Here is a 17,596-nt window from a genome sequence, read left to right as displayed (position 1 = left end):
GTCCTTCTGCGTCTTGCCCTGCACCTGCCCGGAGGCGAGCTGACGGTAGGCGTCGGCCACCTGGACGTCCAGCTGGGCGAGGTTCTCGTCGACCTCGCCCCTGGCCTGGTCGGGTACGGAGGTGAGCCGGTCGCCCACGTCCGGGCAGTCGATGGTGGCCGTCACCTGCCCCGAACGGCCGTCCTGCCCGGCGCTCGCGTTGCCGGCGACGACGGCGACCCCGCCACCGCCCAGCACCAGGGCGGAGACCACCGCGAGGAGCTTGAACCGGGGGCGCCTGTGGCCCTTGTGACTCATGCGATCACTTCACTTCGTTTCGTCGGTCGGACATCTGAGGGGGCGCGGCCCCCTTGTGGTGGACCGGGGTGGGGGAGGCGGGCGCCGGGCTCGCGTCGGAGACGGAGTCGAAGTCGACCAGCCCGCTCTCCTCCAGGACCGTGATGTGGTCCAGCACGGTGGCGTTGGCCGAGGTGGCGAGGGAGCGCACCATCGAGTTGCGGGTCTGCGCCCGGATCTGCGCCAGCAGGGCGAACACCTTGCCGTGCGCGCGCCGCAGCAACTGGATGAACAGCCGCTCGTACTCGGCGTTGGGGGCGTTCGTCAGCTGGTCCAGCCAGTCCTGCTGCTGGGCGCTGGGCTGGTCGGGCAGGTCCATGCCGAGGGCCTGGCCGACCTGGAGCACCTGCCGGTCCAGCTCGGTGTGCCCCTCCACCAGGTGCATCCCGGCGGTGCGCACCGAGGGCCGGGTCCCGCGCTGCTGCGCCTGCCGGCCCGCGGGCAGCTCCCACAGCCCGGCCAGCCGTACCTTGCGCACGAAGTCCCGGTCGGCGGCGGACAGGGGGCCGTACGCCGTGCTCATGGTCCCGGCGCCGTCGTCCTCGGTACCCGGACGCGCGGCCGTTCCCGCCGCGGCGGCCGAGGCCCGGTCTCCGAACTTCGACACGGGGATCAGCAGCGCTATGAGCGTGACGGCCAGGGCGGTGATGACCAGACCGCTCCCGATCGTGTATCTCGTGGCCACCGACAAGCCGCTGACGGATCGCCGTCGCAATGACAGCACAGTGCCTCCTCGCTCCGTGGGCCGGCAGGAGGAGCGGGGCGGCAGCGGCGGCAGGCGCCCTGCGGTGCGCACCCGAACTCCTGGGGTGCCACGGGACGCTAGTGCCCCGTCCGGGGCCGCTGCGGAAGGACCATCACCATCGGATAAACATCCGGGCGAGCCCTCGGGGGGCTGCTATCTTGCCGCGGGCCGCCGGTCGGGCGTGGTGTAGGCGAAGTTCAGCGCGACCCGCCGCAGCCCGGGCCGGCGCAGCCCGGTCACCTGGTGGGCGGTGGTGTCGGCGCGCAGCAGATAGCCGTCGCCGGGCCGGTGGTGGGCCCGGCGCGCGACCTCGTCCGCCGCTGCGGGCAGGGCCGTGCCCCTGGGCCCGTACTGGAGCAGCCCGCCGTCCCGGGCCGAATCGGGTGCCTCGGAGAACACCACCAGGGCCAGCGGGTGGCCGTGGGTGTGCTCGCCGTGGGCGTCGTCGTGCCGGTGCAGGATGTCGATCACGTGCCGTTCCAGCGGGTCGGCGACGGGCACGGCCTCCAGCTCGGAGATCGCGCGCACCAGCTCGATCAGCGCCGGGTCGTGGTAGACGCGCGGGATCAGATCGGACTCCTCGGCGATGATCCGCCCGCCGAGGGTGGTCATGGGGCGGGGACCCTCGCGGTCCTGGTGCTCCGCCATCGATTCGAGGCGCCGGACCTCGCGGCGGAGCAGCACGAGCCGGTCGGGCGGTACGAGCCCGGGGAGCGGTACGTAGCCTTCCGCGGCGAAGCGCTCGCGCAGGCCGCGGTGGTCGGCAGGCAGAAGCAGCACGATCCGGTACTACCCCGCGCCGAGCGGCCCCAGACGGCCCGTCGGCCAAGGCCATCCGGTCGGCCGCAGGGTCAGTGGCCCTCGCACCCCGGACACAGGTCGAGCGGGTCGCACAGCATGACGACCTGGTACGGGCCACCCTCCGGGCGCTCCGTGCCGTGGGGCGCGAACCGCCACTGGGACGGCTTGACGTGGCGCGTCCGGTCCCGCTTCTCCACGTGGGCGTGCAGGGTGCGTGCGGCGGGGTCGTTCGTCTCGACCATGACCTCGTCGGCGGCGAGCGGGAAGTGGTCGTGCAGCAGGCACAGGCCGAAGCGGTCCAGGTTCCCGTGCTTGTCGAGGACCTCGACGAGGTCCCGCACGAACGCCGCGTCCGAGGGCCGCAGACCTTCGGCTTCCTCGAAGCGGGGGAGCGGCTTCCTTGCGATGGCTTCCTTCGGCTGGGTCATGACACGTCCCGTGGATCGTGGGCAGGAACCCCCGATCCCATCCTCGGCCGTCGACCGGTGTTCTGCAATCCGGATGGCGGCGGCCGGGCGGGTGAGGGCGGGGTTTCACGGCCCGCGTGTCCGGATGGAACGGGGCCCGGGGCGTGATAGGGGTCCCATGACGGGGTGCTGAGCGAGGCGATGCGGCGGACGGGGCGCGATCGTGAAAACCCGGTGGTGTTGTCTGTTCCTCCTGCTGATGGCTGTGGTCGTGGGGTGGGGAGGAGTGGCACAGGCGCGCGGAGCGGTCCCTGACCCCTGCCACAGGGACCGGCTGAAAGCCCGCAACGTGTCTGCCAAGATCGATTTCGATTACCACGATCGTATTTACGCCCAGGTGACCTCGAATTTGACCGTCAGTGTCTCGGCGGATGAGTGGCCTCTTGCCGGATTTCTGGCCAGCAGCGAGGCATCGCTTGAATATCAGACGGCCATGCGCTGCCTGCTGCGTGACGATGACGAACAACCTCGGAATCGCGAGTGGCGTTACCGTGATCCGCTGGTATTGGTGCGGGGCAAAACGGTCACCGTGGATTATGAGGCGACTGCCTGGATTGAACAGAATCGAGGATTCCGGCTCGGTCCATGGGATATTGGCGTCGATCCGAAGGGCGAAAAATGGGTCGTTCATCTTCTGCCGCCCAAGGCGCTGCTGAATGCCAAGTGGGGGCAGATCGAGGTCAAATTGAAGGGGCTCGAAGCCCATGACATCTTTCCCAAGGTGGCATCTGCCGACTCGGTCCGCTTGGTATGGTCCGATCCAAAGCCCGTCTGGGTACAGGTCTATGTGGATCCGCCCTGGCAGCGCTCGTTCAACGTGGGTGAGAGGTGGGGGTCGCTGGGATGGGCGGGTGTCGCCTCCTGGTGGGTGTTCACCTGGGGTTTGATCGTGCTGGCCGTCTACCGCACCGCGCGAGCGCAAGCCTCCGTTCCGTCCGGGCCGCAGGGGCGGAGCGTCCTCGCCCGGGTGGTTCTGCTCTGGGTCGTTTTGAGCGCCGGGGCAGTGGTGGCGCTGTATCTGTCGACGTCGCACCCGGCCGCGCTCAGTCAGTCCTGGCGTTACCTCGCCGCCATCGCGCTTGGTCTTGCTCTGGTGTGTGTGGCCCGACCGTGGTGTCGCATCGAGCCTTCCCCTACCGCGGAGAAGCCCGGAGTCGAGGGCGGGGGGAGCGAACGCCGTCAGGCCTGGGCCGTGATCGTGACCGCTTCAGGCGTGGCGGTGTTCGGCTTCTTGCTGGTCGTCGCCGTCCGGTTGCCGCGGGCCGACACTCCCCATTTCGTCGGGTTCGTGCTGCTGGCGCTCGCTGTGCTGTGGCTGTGGTTCGCCGCGATGGCGGCCTGGGCTTGGCGCTTCGCGCGGGAGGGGGACCTGGTTCCGCGCTCCTGGAGCGCCGCGTGGGACAAGGCGCCGGTCCGCTGCACGGTGGCAGTGGGGGCTCTGCTGGCGGCTGCGGCTGCGGCCCTCGTCGCCTCCTGCTGGTGGACGCGCGAGCGCCAATGGCGGCGCGCCTACTGGCTCATCGATCCGTCCGGGACCGTCCGCAACGAAAAGCGGCTCCAATTCGTACAGGAGGCCGCCTACATCGGTCTCACGTGGGTCTACGCCTACGCCTGGCTGCTGGCGGGTCTCGCGCTCGTCGCGTTGCTGCACCTCCGTGTCAAGGCTCGGCGAGAGCGGCCTGATGACGGGAATCAAGGGATCTCGATCGGGCCGGCCGATGCCGATCTCCTTCTGACCGCCGCGGTCTTCGCCTTGGCCGTGGGGTTGAGACAGGTCGAATTCGCCGGTTCCAACGTGCTGTTCGGTCTCTGGCTCCTGATGATGGTCGCCTCCCTGTATGCCGTGGTCGCGGCCGGTCGGCGGGTTTCCGTCCTGGGGCGAACGGGGGAGCAGTTCTGCATTCGGAGGCTGGGCACGAGGCGGCGTCGAAACCTATTGCTTGTGAAGGCCCATGAATTCCGCAACCTGCATCATCAGATCTACCACTTGGACCGTGGCCGTGGAGAGGGGGGCCTGAAACGCGAGGAGCTGGAGACGAAGCTGGAGGGGATCCATGCATGGCTGTTCGACGGGTGGGGCCGGGGGCGTCCGCCGGCCCAGATCTCCGTGCTGGACACCGCTCTCAGCTGGGGACCCGGTCAGGACTGGTGGGACAACGCCAAGCATGCCGCGCGCCTGGCCTTCTGCTTCGGGCTCCCGGCCAGTGTCGCTCTGGTCTGGCTGGGATACCTCGGGGACCCCCGTATCCGGATGGCGACGTTCCAAAGCCCCAACGGGTTGCTGGAGATCGCGGCGAAGTTCCTCGCATGGCAGGTCGCATGGGCCGGTGCGGGCCTGGCCCTGGGGGCGCTGTGGCGTCTGCTGCCCGGGCGCCGCAGCCCGGTCCGTGCGCTGAGCCTGACCGCCGCCTACGCCATCCCCATCTGCGTCGGCGCCTTGATCACCCAGATCACCGACACGGAACTGGGATACGTCTTCCTGCACGTCGCGCTCATGCTGCTGGTCCTGACGCTCACCAGCATCTGGATGGACATGGCGACCTTCAGCGAGGAGATGAAGTTCTGGCCCAGTCGCGTCGCGTTGCTCCTGTCCGTCTACCAGCTGCGCGGCCTGTCCACGCAGGTCGCCTACCTGGCCGCCCAGCTGGCGATCGTCGTGGGCGTGTGGCGCAGCCTGGCCGGCAGCGACTCCCGGCCGAAGTAGGGCCCGCCCCCTCAGTCCAGCGCGTCCCGCAACCGCTCCTCCACCGTCTCCACCAGCCCCGCGATCACCCCGTCCGGCGACGGGCTGTAGTGCGGCACCGCCCACCGCGTGATCCGGGCGTCGATCAGCGCGGGCCGGCCCGAGGCCAGGGCCGCGCGGAAGGCCTCCTCGAACTCGGCCAGGGTCTCCACCCGGTAGCCCTCCGCCCCGCACGCGCGCGCGTACGCCGCGAAGTCCGGGTTCCGGAACTCGACCAGCGCGGACTCGCCGTACGTGACCAGCTGGAAGAGCTTGATCAGCTTGAACTGCCCGTCGTTGAAGATGACCCAGATCACCGGGATCTCGTTCTCCACGGCCGTCATCAGCTCGAAACCGGACAGCGAGTAGCACCCGTCGCCGCAGCCGACGACCACCGTCCGGTCCGGATGGGCGACCTTCAGGCCGATGGCCCCGTTGACGTGTCCGGCCATCGGCCCGAAGGAGCCGGCCTTGCGGAAGTTCTGCCCTTCCTCCAGCTCCACGTAGTACCCGAGCCACGCCAGATGGGCCCCCGCGTCGGCGAGCAGCACCCCCCGCGGCGGCAGCATCCGGCCGATCGACTGGGCGAGCTGCCCCGGGTGGATCCCTCCCGTCAGGTGGGTGATGTGCCGGGCCTCGTAGTCCCGCCCGTCGACCTCCACCGGCGGGACCTCGCCGACCCTCCGCTCCAGCGCGTCGGTCAGCGCGGCCACCGCCGGCCGAGCGTCGGACAGCAGCGCGTGGTCGGGCGGGTAGGCCTTGCGGAACTCGCCCTCGGAGATGTTCACGTGGATGAGCACCTTGCCCTCGAACAGGTCCGGGCGGTAGTTGAACGTCGCGTGCTGGTTGAGGGAGTTGCCGACGCACAGCACCACGTCCGCCTCGCGGAAGGCCTTCCACGCACTGGAGTGGCCGCTGTCCGCGAAGACGCCGACCGCGAGCGGATGCCCCTCGGAGACGATGCCCTTGCCGTCCAGGGTGGTGAGCAGCGGGATCCGGAAGCGTTCGATCAGCCGCTTGACCTCGGGTCCCGCCCCGCTGCGCACCGCGCCGAAGCCGACGAGCGCGACGATCCGCCGGCCCCGTGCGAGGGCGTCCGCCAGTACGTCCGCGATCTCCTCGACCCGCGCGGGATCGGGCAGCACCGGCGCCACGTCGAGCCCGACCGGCCGGAAGTTCCGTACCTCCACGCCCCGGTGGGTGAGGTTCTCGGGTACGTGGATGTGCACCGGTCCGGGCCTGCCCTCGAAGGCGGTGTTCACCGCCTCCTCCAGGACGTCGCAGGTGTCGGCGGCATCGGTGAGCAGGAAGGACTTCTTGGTCGTGGCGGCGAACATGGCCTGGGAATCGGGCGTGCGGTTCAGCCCCGAGGTCTCGTTGAGCGAGCCCCATCCGCGCCATTCCATCGAGGCGTACCCCGAGACGGCGAGGACGGGATAGGAGTCCGACATGGCCACGGCCAGCCCCGAGAACAGGTTGAACGCGCCCGGCCCGGCCGTCGCGAAGCAGAACCCGAGCCTGTTGGTGTACATGGCGTAGCCGCAGGCCATGAACGAGGCGGCCTGCTCGTGGCGCGTGATGACGGGCCGGATCAGCCGCGAGTGCTTCAGCGCCAGCATCAGGCCGGCCGCGTTCTCCCCGGCACCGCCGAAGGCCGCCCGCACCCCGATGCCCTCCAGCCCTTTGACGATGGCCTCGTAGACCCTCATCGCCTCTCCCTTCCGGTGGGGCTACCCGTCCCAGTGCGCGGCGTGCCGGCGGTGAGCCTCGGTTAGCCCGCCCCGGAAGAACCGGTCGTAGTACTCGGATTCGACGTGGTGCGTCTGCAGCCAGACGCCGGGCACGTGGATGGCGTCGGTGTGCGCGGGGAAGCGGCCGTGGGTCTCGTGGATGTACACGCAGATGTCCCGTGCGCAGTCGATGACCTGCCGGTCGTACTCGCTCGCCTCCGCGAGGTAGCGCTGCGCGTAGTCGTCCTTGTAGACGCGGCCGAAGAGCTCCTTGTCCGCGTAGACGCCGTCCTTGCCGAACTTGGACCGGACGACGGAGTCGACGGCTTCCGCCATCGACGGGTAGTGGGGCGGGCAGGCGGCCTTGATGAGGTGTTCGCCGCCGGCCCGCAGTCCCACCGGGTGGGCGCGCAGGGCCGCGTACTTCGGCAGCGGTACCTGCCAGCGCAGGACGTCGAGGGGGCGGAACCTCGGGGTGACGAAGTCGAAGCCCAGCATCCGGCCGTAGGCGCGGGAGAACTTGGGGTCGCCGAGCATGATCTGCGGGCTGATCGTGGCGTGGATCCAGGCGCCGAGCCCCATCGCGTCCGCGACCAGCATCATGTTCTGGAGCAGCAGGTCGGCTTCGATCTGGGTGCGCATCGGCCCCAGGGCGCCGAGCGGCATCTTGATGCCGGGGTTGAGGAAGCCGTTCTCGACCCACTTGCGCACCCCGGCCGGGCGGTAGAAGTTGCGGTCGTCGACGAGGGTGGGCCGGGCTCCGTCGGGCTGGGTGAGCAGGTACATCAGGGCGTTGACGTACTGGTGGGAGAGGTCGACCACCGGCAGGAACAGGGTGGTGCCCGGCAGGTTGGACAGGAACCGGTTGGAGTCGAGGTAGGCGGGGAAGTCGCGCATCCCCTCGGCGACGTCCAGCCGGTGGTCCAGTACCCGTACCTTGGCCAGGCGCGCCCGCTCGACCAATGTGTCCGGGTCGAAGGGACGCCCCGGGGCGGGCGGCAGTTTGCGCAGGTAGTACGTGCCACTGTCGTTGATCATGAAGAAGTGGGTGGCCTGCGCGTTGTCGGGGCTGCCCGCGGTCCGCCCGGTCATGTTCAGGTTCGGCTTCGCCATGATCGGTTTGTGGTCGCGCGGGTCCTCGAAGGGCCGGTCGGGCATGGTGAGCCCGGAGGAGCCGGTGAGCGCGATCAGCACCGCCTCCTCCAGCTCGTCCAGCGGCCGCGGCCGGTGCGGGGAGCTGTAGCTCATCGACCCGGCGGGTACGGAGGCCCCCCGGCTGACCCGGTGGGTGCGCCGGCCGAAGACCGTCTCCAGCAGCGGCCGGGCGAGCAGCTCTTCCAGGCCGGGGTGGCGGCGGCCGGGGCCTTCGGGTGCGGACATGGCCTCTCCCCGTTCAGCCGCGGCCGTCGTGGTTGCGGACCGGCTGGACCGGGCGCCAGGGCGCGAAGGCGCTCGCCCCGCGCGGCAGGACGCCCGCCAGCTCGGGGCAGTGCCGCAGGATGACGCTCGTCATGCCGTTGCGGGCGATCCAGTCCATGCCGAGCGGCGTGTAGATCTCGGGCCGGAAGTCGACGGTGAGGAAGCGGTCGCTCTGCAGCCGCCGGCTCGCCATCAGGATGAAGACGCGGAAGGCCGTGTCACTGAAGCCGAACCCCGCGGGCGGGTTCTCGGCGAAGAGCCCCACCACCGTGTCGACGTCGTCCACCGAACGGTAGACGTCCCGCAGCCGCGCGACCGTCTCCGGATCCTGGGACAGGTCCTCGAACCGGCGGATCCGCGGCTTGTGCAGCCCGGCCCGGAAGTCGTTGTAGCGGGGGACGCCGCGGCGGCGGGTGCGCACCAGGTCGACCACGGACAGGTCGATCACCTCCCCGTCGCGCCGGAACGCCTGGAGCGAGCGCGGGAAGTTGTGCAGGGTGATGGCTCCCGGGTTGGCGATGCCCAGCGAGTAGAGGGAGTCCACCAGACCGGTCTTGCGGATGAGCGGCTCCGCCGCGGCGCCCTGGAGGTCGTCGAAGCCGAGGGTGTCGAGCCGGCGGCCGAAGCGGTGGTCGACGAACTCGTAGTCGTCGGGGATCAGCGGGTGCATCCGGTAGACGGTGACGAACTCCTCCGTGAGGGCGTACGGGGCCCCGTGGTGCTCGGGCAGGGTCCTGGGGATGCCGCCCTTTCCGTTCGCCTCCAGCAGCCAGACGCCCAGCTGGTCGAGCCAGTTCTTCGGAGGCCCCTCCCAGTTCGTCCGCATCCCGATGTCGAGCGTCTTGGTGGCGAGGATCGCGGGAGTCCACTCCACCGTGTGGATCTTGGCGATGAGGGCGGAGACGACCAGCCGCGCCGTGTGGTAGATCCGGTCCTCGTCCAGGTGCGGGTACTCCTGCCGCAGGGCCTCGCACACCGCGTTGTGCTCGCGGGCGAAGAGGGTGTGCACGGCGCTCAGGCCGAGCCACCAGTTGTCGCTGAACCCGGTGACCGGCAGGCCGTCCGCGCTCGTCGGCAGGTGCCCCCGCTCCAGCCGCAGCCCGGCGCCGCCGCCGGGCTCGCGCAGGGACGTGGCGACGGCCTGGTCGCCCCCATACACCTCCGAACCGTCCCACCAGTGCGACACGCCGCCGGCGAACACGATCGGCGGCCGCCCGCTCCCGGCCGCGTCCAGCGGCTCGTCGTCACCGAAGCGCATCACCTTCTCGCGCGGTCCGCCCGGGGTGTTCTGCCAGTCGGTGCCGGGCGGCAGCGGCACCTCGACGCTCCTGGTGCCCACCGGGAACCGCTTGTGGTTGACCCAGTCGTGCACCTGGAACTGGATCCAGGCCGCGGCGATCACGTTCAGCGACTTCGCCGGGATGAAGGCCTCGCGCCGCAGCAGCTCCCTGCTCACGGTCACCGGGTTCGGGGTGTCGAACCGGTCCGGCCGGTACACCGGCGGCATGGAACGCCCGAAGGTCGCGCCGACGGCGCCCATCCGGGGCTGCGACAGGTCGTTGTGGCTGCCGTCGTAGCTGCGCCTGACCAGCAGCTCCTCGTCCACGGGCGGCTCCACCGGCCCGGCCTTGGGCGGCGCCTCGTGCGCCTCGGTGTCGATCAGGTTGTGCCGGCGCAGCGTCTGCCGGAACGCCATCAGGTTCAGCAGCGCGACCGGGGTGGGCAGCCGGTGCCACGGGACGACCCGGTTCACGGAACGGAAGGCGGCCCGCAGCGGGGTCCCGAGCAGGGCGTTGCGGCGCGGCTCCACGGTCACGAAGCGGCGGCCCAGACGGTGCGCGCTGCTCGCCTCGTAGGCGAGCTTGCGGGCACGGTTGAGGTTCCCCAGCGGACGGAAGCCCTCTGCGGTGTGCCACGGGTTGAAGGCCAGCAGGTCGACCCGGGCCTCGGCGGCGCGCGCCTCGGCCGTGTGGACGTCCTGGCGCGGGACGGTCAGCGTGGCCACGGGCACCACGGGCGCGTCCCGCTCGCTCCACTCGGCCGCACCGTCCTCCACCGGGGTGCGCCGCGGGTCGACGTAGCGCTGTACGCACAGCTCGAAGACGACGTCCCCGGCACCCAGCCTCCGCGCGAGCTCGCGCCGCAGGCCGTCGGGACCGGCCGGCGGCCCCGCCGGGGCCGGGGCGGCGCCCGGAGCGGGCCGCAGCTGGTAGCGCACCGGCCCCGCGCCGCCCCACAGGATCGCGCCCCGGCTCCAGTACGTCTCCAGCGCCAGGCTGGACACGGTGCGCCTGGTTCCCGCGATCACGTTGCGCCGCATCCGGCCCGCCGTGGACCAGCCGACCGCCAGGGGCAGCTTGACGAACAGCGCGAACCCCTGCGCGGGCCGCGACTCGGCGCCCGCCATGGCCTTGGCGAAGGCCACGAACTCGCGCGCGTCGCGGGCGTGGGAGACCGGGAAGCTGGTCATCAGCAGATCGTGGGCCTCCTCGGGCCCCACCTCGACGCGCAGCGCCGCCCCGCGCAGATCGGGCGCGGAGTCGGGCCGGCGGACCCCGCTGGCGTTGGACAGCCGGACCGTCACCGGGTACTCGGCCCCGGGCCGGGCGAACCCGGTCCGCAGCGGCTCGGGCAGGTCGTCGCGGAACCGCAGGCGCCCGTTCTCCACGCCGAGGACCGCCTTGGCGTGGAAGGTCCGCTCCAGGGCGGCGGCGCCGCTGCGCCGCTTCACCTTGAGCTGTACGCGCAGGAGCTCCTTCGCCAGCCGCTCGAAGGCCAGCCGCTCGGTCTCCGGGCTGCCGCCGACGTAGCGCTCGTACCGCTCGACCTCGTCCATGCGTGCCTCTTCACGAAGGGGGCTTCCGGGGGCTTCCTTGCACTCCCCACGACGTTTCCCTACGCGCGCGGCGGTGTCGTGCGGAGCGGGGCAGACGGGTTCCCGGCGTGGCCCCTTCGGGTGGCCCGGGCCCCGCCCGAAGGCGCACCGGGGGCACGGAGTGGCGTCCGCGCGTCCGGGAGGGGCAGGCTGTACTCATGAGAGCGCCCTTGCGCTCGCCCCCGGGACCGGGAGCCGGCGGTCACCACCAGGTCCTCTTCGTCCTCGCGGAGTGCGTGCCCTTCGCGATCGCCCTGCTGGTGCTCCTGATCGAGCTCACGCCCGCGCACGTCGTCTACACGGGGCCCCTGCTGGTCGCGACACCCGCCCTGGCGGCGGTGACGACGGGCCCCAGGGGCACGCTCGCGGCGGCGGGCGTGGCCGTGGTCGTCAGCGTGATCACCGCCACCCACAACCACGCCTGGGGCGGCCAACAGGTCTACACCAATTTCCTCGCCCTGTCCCTGGTCACGGCGGCGAGCTTCACGACGAGCCGCGCCGCCCGCACGCGCCGGGAGAGCCAGCTCAACCAGGTCCGCCGGATCGCCGCGGCCGCCCAGGAAGTGCTGCTGCGGCCGGTTCCGGACCGGCTGGGCCCCGTACGGGCGGCCAGCATGTACCTCGCGGCCGAGACGGGCGCGCAGATCGGCGGCGACCTGTACGACGCCGTCCAGACCCGGTACGGCGTCCGGATGATCGTCGGGGACGTCCGGGGCAAGGGACTGCCCGCCGTACGGGCGGCGGCGGTCGTCCTGGGCGCCTTCCGGGAGTCCGTGCACTACGAGGAGGACCTGGTGGAGGTCATCAACCACTGCGCCGCGGCCCTGCGGCGCGACGCCGCCCTCGCGAGCGCGAGCGCGAACGCGGAGACGGATCCGGCCGACGGAGCGGACGCCCTCCTGGAGGGGTTCGTCACCGCACTCGTCGCCCAGATCCCCGACGGACCCCACATCGAGATCGTCAACCGCGGCCACTGCCCACCGCTCCTGCTCCACGAGGGCAGGGTCCGCCCCCTGACGCCCGGCACCCCGCTGCCACCGCTCGGCCTGGAGGAATTCATCACCGGACCCCCCCTCCGGACGGAGAGCTACCCCTTCACCCCGGGCGACCGCCTCCTGCTGCACACCGACGGCGTCCTGGAGGCCCGCGACCGGGACAGCGTCTTCTTCGACCTGGCCGGCACCATGTCGGCCCTGCGCCACCACCCCCGCCACGCCTTCCTGGACGCCGTACGCCAAGCCCTCCTGCGCCACACCCAAAGCCGCCTGTCGGACGACGTGGCGCTCATCCTGGTGGACCGCCACGAACCCGACGGCCGGTGAGCGCCGTCAGCGGCCGATCAGCTTGTGCAGGCCCACGGTGGCCGCCCCGAAGCCGGTCAGGGCGGCGAGCAGGGCCCCGGCGGCATTGCCCGTGGACAGCGCGGTGAGGACGCCGACGACCGTGCCGATGAAGGCCGCCGTCAGCAGCACCAGGGCCGTTCGCTGGCTCACCAGGGGCTCCGTGTCCGGAGGCGGCGGGGGCGGAGTGGTCATGCGGATTCCCTTTCACGGCCGCTGCGGACGGTATAGGCGTATCTGGGCATGGCGAAGAGCTGGCCGAGGATCCATCTCCACCGCTCGCCGCGCGTCGGGAGGTCGCCCAGGTAGGCGGCCTGCTCCTCCAGCCATTCGGCCCGCTCCTCCGCGGGCAGCAGCAGGGCCCCGAGCTGGAGCACCCGGCCGCCCGGCTCTCCCGTGCCGTTCGCCCGCTTCCCGGGCCCCGCCGGGACCATGTCTTCCTGCGGTGCGTCGGTGCCTCCAGGCCCGCTGGTTTCGCCTTCCCCGCCCGGGTTCGGCTCGGCGGTCATGGTGACGTCGCCGGAGTCCTGGGGCAGCGCGGCGCGGAAATGGGCCGCCTTCCGGGCCAGTTCCTGGGTGAGGGCGATGTTGTCGAGGAGCATGATCCCTTGCCGGACCACGAGGCCGAGGACGACGGCGCTGCCGGCGAGGAGGACCGTGCGGTCGACGCGGCCGCCGTCGAGGACGCCGTAGAGGATCCCGAGGGTGCAGGCGGCCGCGGCGAGGTACGGCGCGAGCGCGGGCAGTGAGGCACCGACCGGGCGGGCCTGCGTCCGGACCCCGGGCAGCGGGGGAGGAGCCCCGGCCGTGTCCGTCCGCCGGGAGCCCCGGAGCGCGTTCGCGATGAGGAGCGGGCCGCCGAACCAGGCGGTGTCGTGGAGGGGTGTCGTGATGAGCAGGTCACCCACCCCGATCGCCGCCAGCGCGGCAGCGGCCGTACGGGCGGCCGGGCGGCCGCCCCCGGAACGGCGGACGTGCAGGGCGAGCGCCATCCACACGAGGGCGGTGTCCAGCAGTGGACCGGCGGGGGCGAGCACGGTGTGCTGGACGGCGCCGGCCGGGGACAGGCTCCGGTACAGCGTGAACAGGGAGCCGCCGACCAGACACGCGTCGAGTGCCAGGCAAACCCAGCCGTTCCTGGTCAGGGGCCGTTCGGCCAGGAGGAGGAGCCCCGCGGCGGCGGGCGGTGTGAAGCACAGGAACAGCGGGCCGGAGGGGTCCGGCCCCGCTGTGCTGCCGCCCGGCGCGGTCCCGTACCAGCCCGAGACGAGGTGGCCGAGGGCCGCGATCGTGAACGACAGGGCGAACAGCAGCCAGGCGGCCCGGTAGCGGCCGTCGTGGCGCCGTCCCTGGCGGAGGCAGGCCGCGGCGGCGGTCGCGGCGACGGCGCTCAGCGTGAAATCACCCGTGACGAGGGCGAGTTGCCGAGAGCCCCAGCCCGAGGCGGAGCCTGCGGCGTGGCCGGCGCAGGCGGTGGCGAGAAGGAATGGCGCCACCCGCCCGCCGGGCCGTGCGGTGCTCACGGCGCTACGGCGGTCACTCACCGGTGCCTCCGGCCAGTCCGGGGCGGGCGAGGCCCGGCAGCGACGTCGCCGGCGCCGCGGCGCTCGCCTCGGCGAGGGCCTGAGGGGCGAGGACGGCCCCCTTGGGGCTGATGCGGTAGAAGCGGCGGCGGGGGCGGCCCTCGGCCTCGGCGATGGCGTCCTGTTCCCAGTACCGCTCCACCCAGCCCGCCTGGCGCAGCCGTTCGAGGATGGGGAACAGCGTGCCGTTGGGCAGGTCGGTGCGCCGCGACAGCTCCAGCCCGTACAGCCCCTCGGCGAGCACCACCGAGCGCTGCCCGGTGTCGGCGCCCTGGCCGAGGAGAGTGCGTAGCAGGGTCTGCGTGTGCAACGTCAGCTTCACGTCCGGCATGGCGGCAATCTACTTAGGTAGAAGGCAGGCCGTCTACCTAAGTAGAAACATCCGGCAGTCTGAACTGGCGTACTAAGAACGCCAGTTCACCAGGCACTCTCCCGGCCGGCCGTGGTGAACCAGCCGAGGGAGCCCATGGCGCGGCCGCTCTCGACGCCGGGCCGGTAGTGGTTGAAGTAGAGGAGCCGCAGGAGACGGCCCCGGCTGTTCGCCCCGGTCTTTTCGAACGCCTTCTTGAGGTGGTCCCTGACCGTGTGCGGGGAGATGCCGAGCTGCCGGGAGATCTCGGGGTCGGACAGGCCGTAGACGACGAGCCGCGCGACGTCCTGCTCGCGCGCGGTGAGGTCGTACGCCTCCATCAGGATCCCGAGGGTGTGCTCGGGGCGGCCGGGCTGGATGATGACCGCGACGCGCCCGGCCGTGTCCATGCGCGAGGCCGTGAGCGACACCCACCGGCCCGCCCCGGCGTGCACGCGCACGGATGCGTCGCCCGTCGCACGGGCCCTGCGGGACGCGTGGAGGACCGGCTGCGGGATCCGGCCCGGCCCGGTGGGACTGCCGCCCAGCCGGTCGAGCCACAGCTGCCCGGACGGGGTGACCCCGTCGATGCCGCCGTCGGGCTCGAAGGTGAGCAGTCCGGGGGCGGCGGGGTCCTGCGAGTCCGCGGCGGCGGCGTCGTGGCGGAGGTACGAACGGCGCAGCCCTTCGGCGACGGCGGGCGCGAGCGACTCGACGGCCGCGACCTCGTCCTCGCCGAACGGCGCCCGGTCACCGCCCCGGTGCAGGACCAGCGCGCCCCACACCGTGTGGCGTCCGCGCAGGACCACGCGCATCTCGTCGCCCATCCCGGTCGGACGGTAGACGTCGCGGTAGCGGCAACTGGCGTGCGGGCGCCGGTGGGTGGCCTGCCACAGCCCGGCCGCGAGCCGGCCGGTCCTGACCAGGTGGGGGAAGTGGTTGACGTCCTCCTCCCCGTACTCGATGTCCAGGAGCCTGGGCAGATGGGTGTGCGGAACCCCCTTCTCGTGGAAGCCGCCGGTGTGCATGAGCGTGGCCGGGTCCAGGGTCAGCCCGCACACCCCGTCCGCCGCGACGACGGCGGGGATGATGTCGTTGAGGCCGCTGAACAGGGTCATCGGATCCGGCAGCCCCAGGCACAGCCTCTCGATCCTCGTCCGGGCCCGGCGCAGCGCGGCGCCGCTGGGTAAACCTGAGTTCGATCGGGTCACGCGGGTCTGTTACCACGTCGCCTCACCCGGCGAAACCCCCGACTTCTGGGGATCCAACGCCACCAGGACCCGTACTAGCTTTCGTTGCACGCAAGTCCGAGAAGAGCCCGACGAGAGTCCAACGGGAGGACACATGCAACTGCGCAGCAAGGCACTCGGTTTGGCCGCCGCGACCGTCACCGCCGCCGGCCTGGCCCTGGTGCCCGCCACAACGGCCTCCGCCGCTCCCGCCGGAACGCAGAGCCTGGCCTCGTGCATCGGGCACTACGCGAACACGGCGTACTGGATGGACTGCACCGGCGGTTCGGAAACGAGCTGGGCCCGCATCGCGGGCCTCTGCGGTCCGACGTCCGGGATCGCGGTGTGGAACTGGTCGAAGTGGTACCGGATCAACCCCGGCGAGAGCTGGACCTTCGGCGGGGAGTGCAACGTACGGGTCTGGGGCCAGCGCGTCGAGGTGCGGCCGTACTGACCGCGCGGCCCTCACGGATCCAGGGGAACGGACGGCAGGCGCCCCTCCGTGAGGGCCGAGCGGAGCGCGGCGTGGTCGATGACGCTCTGTTCGGCATAGCGGGCGGCGAAGACGGCGACGGCCCGGTCGAAGCTGTCCTTGCCGCCGAGGTAGGCGGCGATCGCGATCCGGTCGCCCGTGCGCGCGTGGGCTCGGGCAAGGACGCTGCCGCACAGCGCGGCGTAGCCCCGGAGCATGCGGGGGCCCATCGAGGCCACGTCTGCCGAGCCCTTCATGTCGCGCAGCTGTCGCCAGTAGAAGTGGCGGCCCTCCGGCCCGGTGGCCCAGCCGAGGAAGATGTCGCCGGCCGCCTGGAGCATCCGCTGGCCATGGACCACGCGATGCCCGGCGTGCTCGTGCGGGGAGGCTCCGAGATGGGGCTCCAGCACGGACGCGGTGGCTTCTTTGATCTGGAGGAAGAGCGGGTCGTTCGTGTCGCGGCCGGTGAACAGGGCGATGAAGCAGCGGGTGCCGACGCTGCCGACGCCGACGACCTTGCGGGCGGCGTCGTGGAGACGGAACCGGTCCAGGAGCGTCCGGCGATCCTCCGGAAGGGTGCGGCGGTAGTCCCTGAAGACCTGGTGCAGGGCGTCGTCGTCGACGGTGCCCAGAGGTTCGAGCAGGGGTGGGTCGTGACGGATGCGGAGGCGGCCGTCGACGACCTCGGTGAGCTTTCCGAGCGCTTGGAGACTGGTACGGCGCCGGGCTCGTGCGAGGCCGGCCCGCACCCGCTCGCGGTGGCGCACGCGTACCAGCGGCAGGACGTCGTCGGTGTCCACCCGTTCGTACCAGACGGCGAGTTCACCGAGGCCGGCCAGGCGGCGCATGTTCGTCCTGTACGACCGCACGCAGGCGAGAACGGCACGCCGGGCCGACGCGTCGCCGTGGCCGTTGTCCAGCGAGGCGAGGGCGACGCTCGCCGCCAGCCGTCCGACGTCCCATTCGAAGGGGCCGCGCAGCGTCTCGTCGAAGTCGTTCAGGTCGAAGAGCAGCGTGCGTTCGGGTGAGGCGTAGAGCCCGAAGTTCAGCAGGTGGGCGTCGCCGCACAGCTGAACGGTGAGACCGGTACGGGGTCTGGCCGCCAGGTCGGCCGCCATGACGGCCGAGGCCCCGCGGAGGAAGGCGAACGGTCCGGCCGCCATGCGGGCGTAGCGGAGCGGAAGGAGTTCCGGTACGCGGTCGGCGGCCTGCCGTTCGAGGATCTCCACCGGGTCGGCCCGGTCGACGGCCTCCCAGACGCCGTGTGCCGAGCGCGGGACGCGGTTTCGTGCGGCCCGGCCACGGTCGGCCCGTTCGGCGGGCGAGCGGGGGTTCACCGCGCGGGGGCGGTGCCGCCGACGAAGGCCGGCCGGCGGGTCGGTCCGGTGGCGGTGTTCTCGTTGCCGGTCATGGTCGATCGTCGCCCCTCGGTCTCCTCGGCCGACGCTGCACGGACCCTCCAGGGGTAGCACTGCCGGACGGCGCGCCTTCCGGTCTGCGCGCCTCTCGGCCGACCGCCGCCCGCGCG

At 71.9% G+C, this 17,596-nt stretch carries 15 protein-coding genes (1 of these 15 cut by a window edge); 3 read left to right on the top strand and 12 right to left on the bottom strand.

Annotated elements, in window-relative coordinates; genetic code table 11:
- The 4 genes from ACZ7IF_RS02815 to ACZ7IF_RS02800 form a co-directional block, all read right to left on the bottom strand.
- Positions 1-297, bottom strand: partial view of a DUF1996 domain-containing protein gene (locus ACZ7IF_RS02815; RefSeq protein WP_470961894.1) — the beginning only. 1,095 nt of this gene lie to the left of the window's left edge; only the first 297 of its 1,392 coding nucleotides appear in the window; the start codon lies at positions 295-297; the stop codon falls past the left edge of the window.
- 4 nt (positions 298-301) lie between these two features.
- Positions 302-1,060 (bottom strand): DUF4142 domain-containing protein, encoded by a 759-nt coding sequence (locus ACZ7IF_RS02810; RefSeq protein ID WP_470961891.1) that lies wholly within the window; start codon positions 1,058-1,060, stop codon positions 302-304.
- 174 nt (positions 1,061-1,234) lie between these two features.
- Positions 1,235-1,861, bottom strand: a complete 627-nt coding sequence (locus tag ACZ7IF_RS02805; RefSeq protein ID WP_470961889.1) for a HalD/BesD family halogenase — start codon at positions 1,859-1,861, stop codon at positions 1,235-1,237.
- A 71-nt stretch (positions 1,862-1,932) separates the two neighbouring features.
- Positions 1,933-2,310 (bottom strand): hypothetical protein, encoded by a 378-nt coding sequence (locus ACZ7IF_RS02800; protein ID WP_470961886.1) that lies wholly within the window; start codon positions 2,308-2,310, stop codon positions 1,933-1,935.
- 238 nt (positions 2,311-2,548) lie between these two features.
- On the opposite strand from ACZ7IF_RS02800, the gene ACZ7IF_RS02795 reads away from it, so the two are divergent.
- Positions 2,549-5,053: a DUF6185 family protein gene (locus ACZ7IF_RS02795; protein WP_470961883.1), complete on the top strand. Its 2,505-nt coding sequence runs from the start codon at positions 2,549-2,551 to the stop codon at positions 5,051-5,053.
- A gap of 11 nt (positions 5,054-5,064) precedes the next feature.
- Here ACZ7IF_RS02795 and ACZ7IF_RS02790 read toward each other — a convergent pair whose 3' ends face one another.
- Genes ACZ7IF_RS02790 through ACZ7IF_RS02780 form a run of 3 tightly spaced genes read right to left on the bottom strand, consistent with a single transcriptional unit; the run spans position 5,065 to position 11,056 of the window.
- Entirely contained in the window at positions 5,065-6,780 is a 1,716-nt protein-coding gene (locus tag ACZ7IF_RS02790; protein ID WP_470961880.1) for a thiamine pyrophosphate-binding protein, read from the bottom strand.
- Between the two features lie 21 nt (positions 6,781-6,801).
- A complete protein-coding gene (locus tag ACZ7IF_RS02785) occupies positions 6,802-8,181 on the bottom strand; it encodes a hypothetical protein (protein WP_470961877.1) in 1,380 nt (459 codons plus the stop codon).
- A gap of 13 nt (positions 8,182-8,194) precedes the next feature.
- Positions 8,195-11,056, bottom strand: coding sequence for a peroxidase family protein (locus tag ACZ7IF_RS02780; protein WP_470961875.1), 2,862 nt, complete (start codon positions 11,054-11,056; stop codon positions 8,195-8,197).
- 197 nt (positions 11,057-11,253) lie between these two features.
- Between ACZ7IF_RS02780 and ACZ7IF_RS02775 the strand changes: the two genes are divergently transcribed.
- Complete coding sequence (locus ACZ7IF_RS02775) at positions 11,254-12,417, top strand: PP2C family protein-serine/threonine phosphatase (protein WP_470961873.1); 1,164 nt, start codon at positions 11,254-11,256, stop codon at positions 12,415-12,417.
- 6 nt (positions 12,418-12,423) lie between these two features.
- Here ACZ7IF_RS02775 and ACZ7IF_RS02770 read toward each other — a convergent pair whose 3' ends face one another.
- The 4 genes from ACZ7IF_RS02770 to ACZ7IF_RS02755 all read right to left on the bottom strand — a co-directional run bounded on the left by ACZ7IF_RS02770 (position 12,424) and on the right by ACZ7IF_RS02755 (position 15,485).
- Complete coding sequence (locus ACZ7IF_RS02770) at positions 12,424-12,588, bottom strand: hypothetical protein (protein ID WP_470961871.1); 165 nt, start codon at positions 12,586-12,588, stop codon at positions 12,424-12,426.
- A 38-nt stretch (positions 12,589-12,626) separates the two neighbouring features.
- Complete coding sequence (locus ACZ7IF_RS02765; protein WP_470961869.1) at positions 12,627-13,931, bottom strand: hypothetical protein; 1,305 nt, start codon at positions 13,929-13,931, stop codon at positions 12,627-12,629.
- 40 nt (positions 13,932-13,971) lie between these two features.
- The gene (locus tag ACZ7IF_RS02760) at positions 13,972-14,349 is read right to left on the bottom strand and encodes a PadR family transcriptional regulator (protein ID WP_470961867.1); all 378 of its coding nucleotides are present in this window, start codon (positions 14,347-14,349) and stop codon (positions 13,972-13,974) included.
- Between the two features lie 86 nt (positions 14,350-14,435).
- Complete coding sequence (locus ACZ7IF_RS02755; RefSeq protein ID WP_470961864.1) at positions 14,436-15,485, bottom strand: helix-turn-helix transcriptional regulator; 1,050 nt, start codon at positions 15,483-15,485, stop codon at positions 14,436-14,438.
- 226 nt (positions 15,486-15,711) lie between these two features.
- On the opposite strand from ACZ7IF_RS02755, the gene ACZ7IF_RS02750 reads away from it, so the two are divergent.
- The gene (locus tag ACZ7IF_RS02750; protein ID WP_470961861.1) at positions 15,712-16,050 is read left to right on the top strand and encodes a hypothetical protein; all 339 of its coding nucleotides are present in this window, start codon (positions 15,712-15,714) and stop codon (positions 16,048-16,050) included.
- Between the two features lie 11 nt (positions 16,051-16,061).
- Here ACZ7IF_RS02750 and ACZ7IF_RS02745 read toward each other — a convergent pair whose 3' ends face one another.
- Positions 16,062-17,405, bottom strand: a complete 1,344-nt coding sequence (locus ACZ7IF_RS02745) for a DUF2252 domain-containing protein (RefSeq protein ID WP_470961858.1) — start codon at positions 17,403-17,405, stop codon at positions 16,062-16,064.
- Between the last annotated feature and the right edge of the window lie 191 nt (positions 17,406-17,596).

This window comes from Streptomyces sp. NPDC037421 (assembly GCF_055602105.1).
This window is presented reverse-complemented; position numbering and strand designations above follow the sequence as displayed.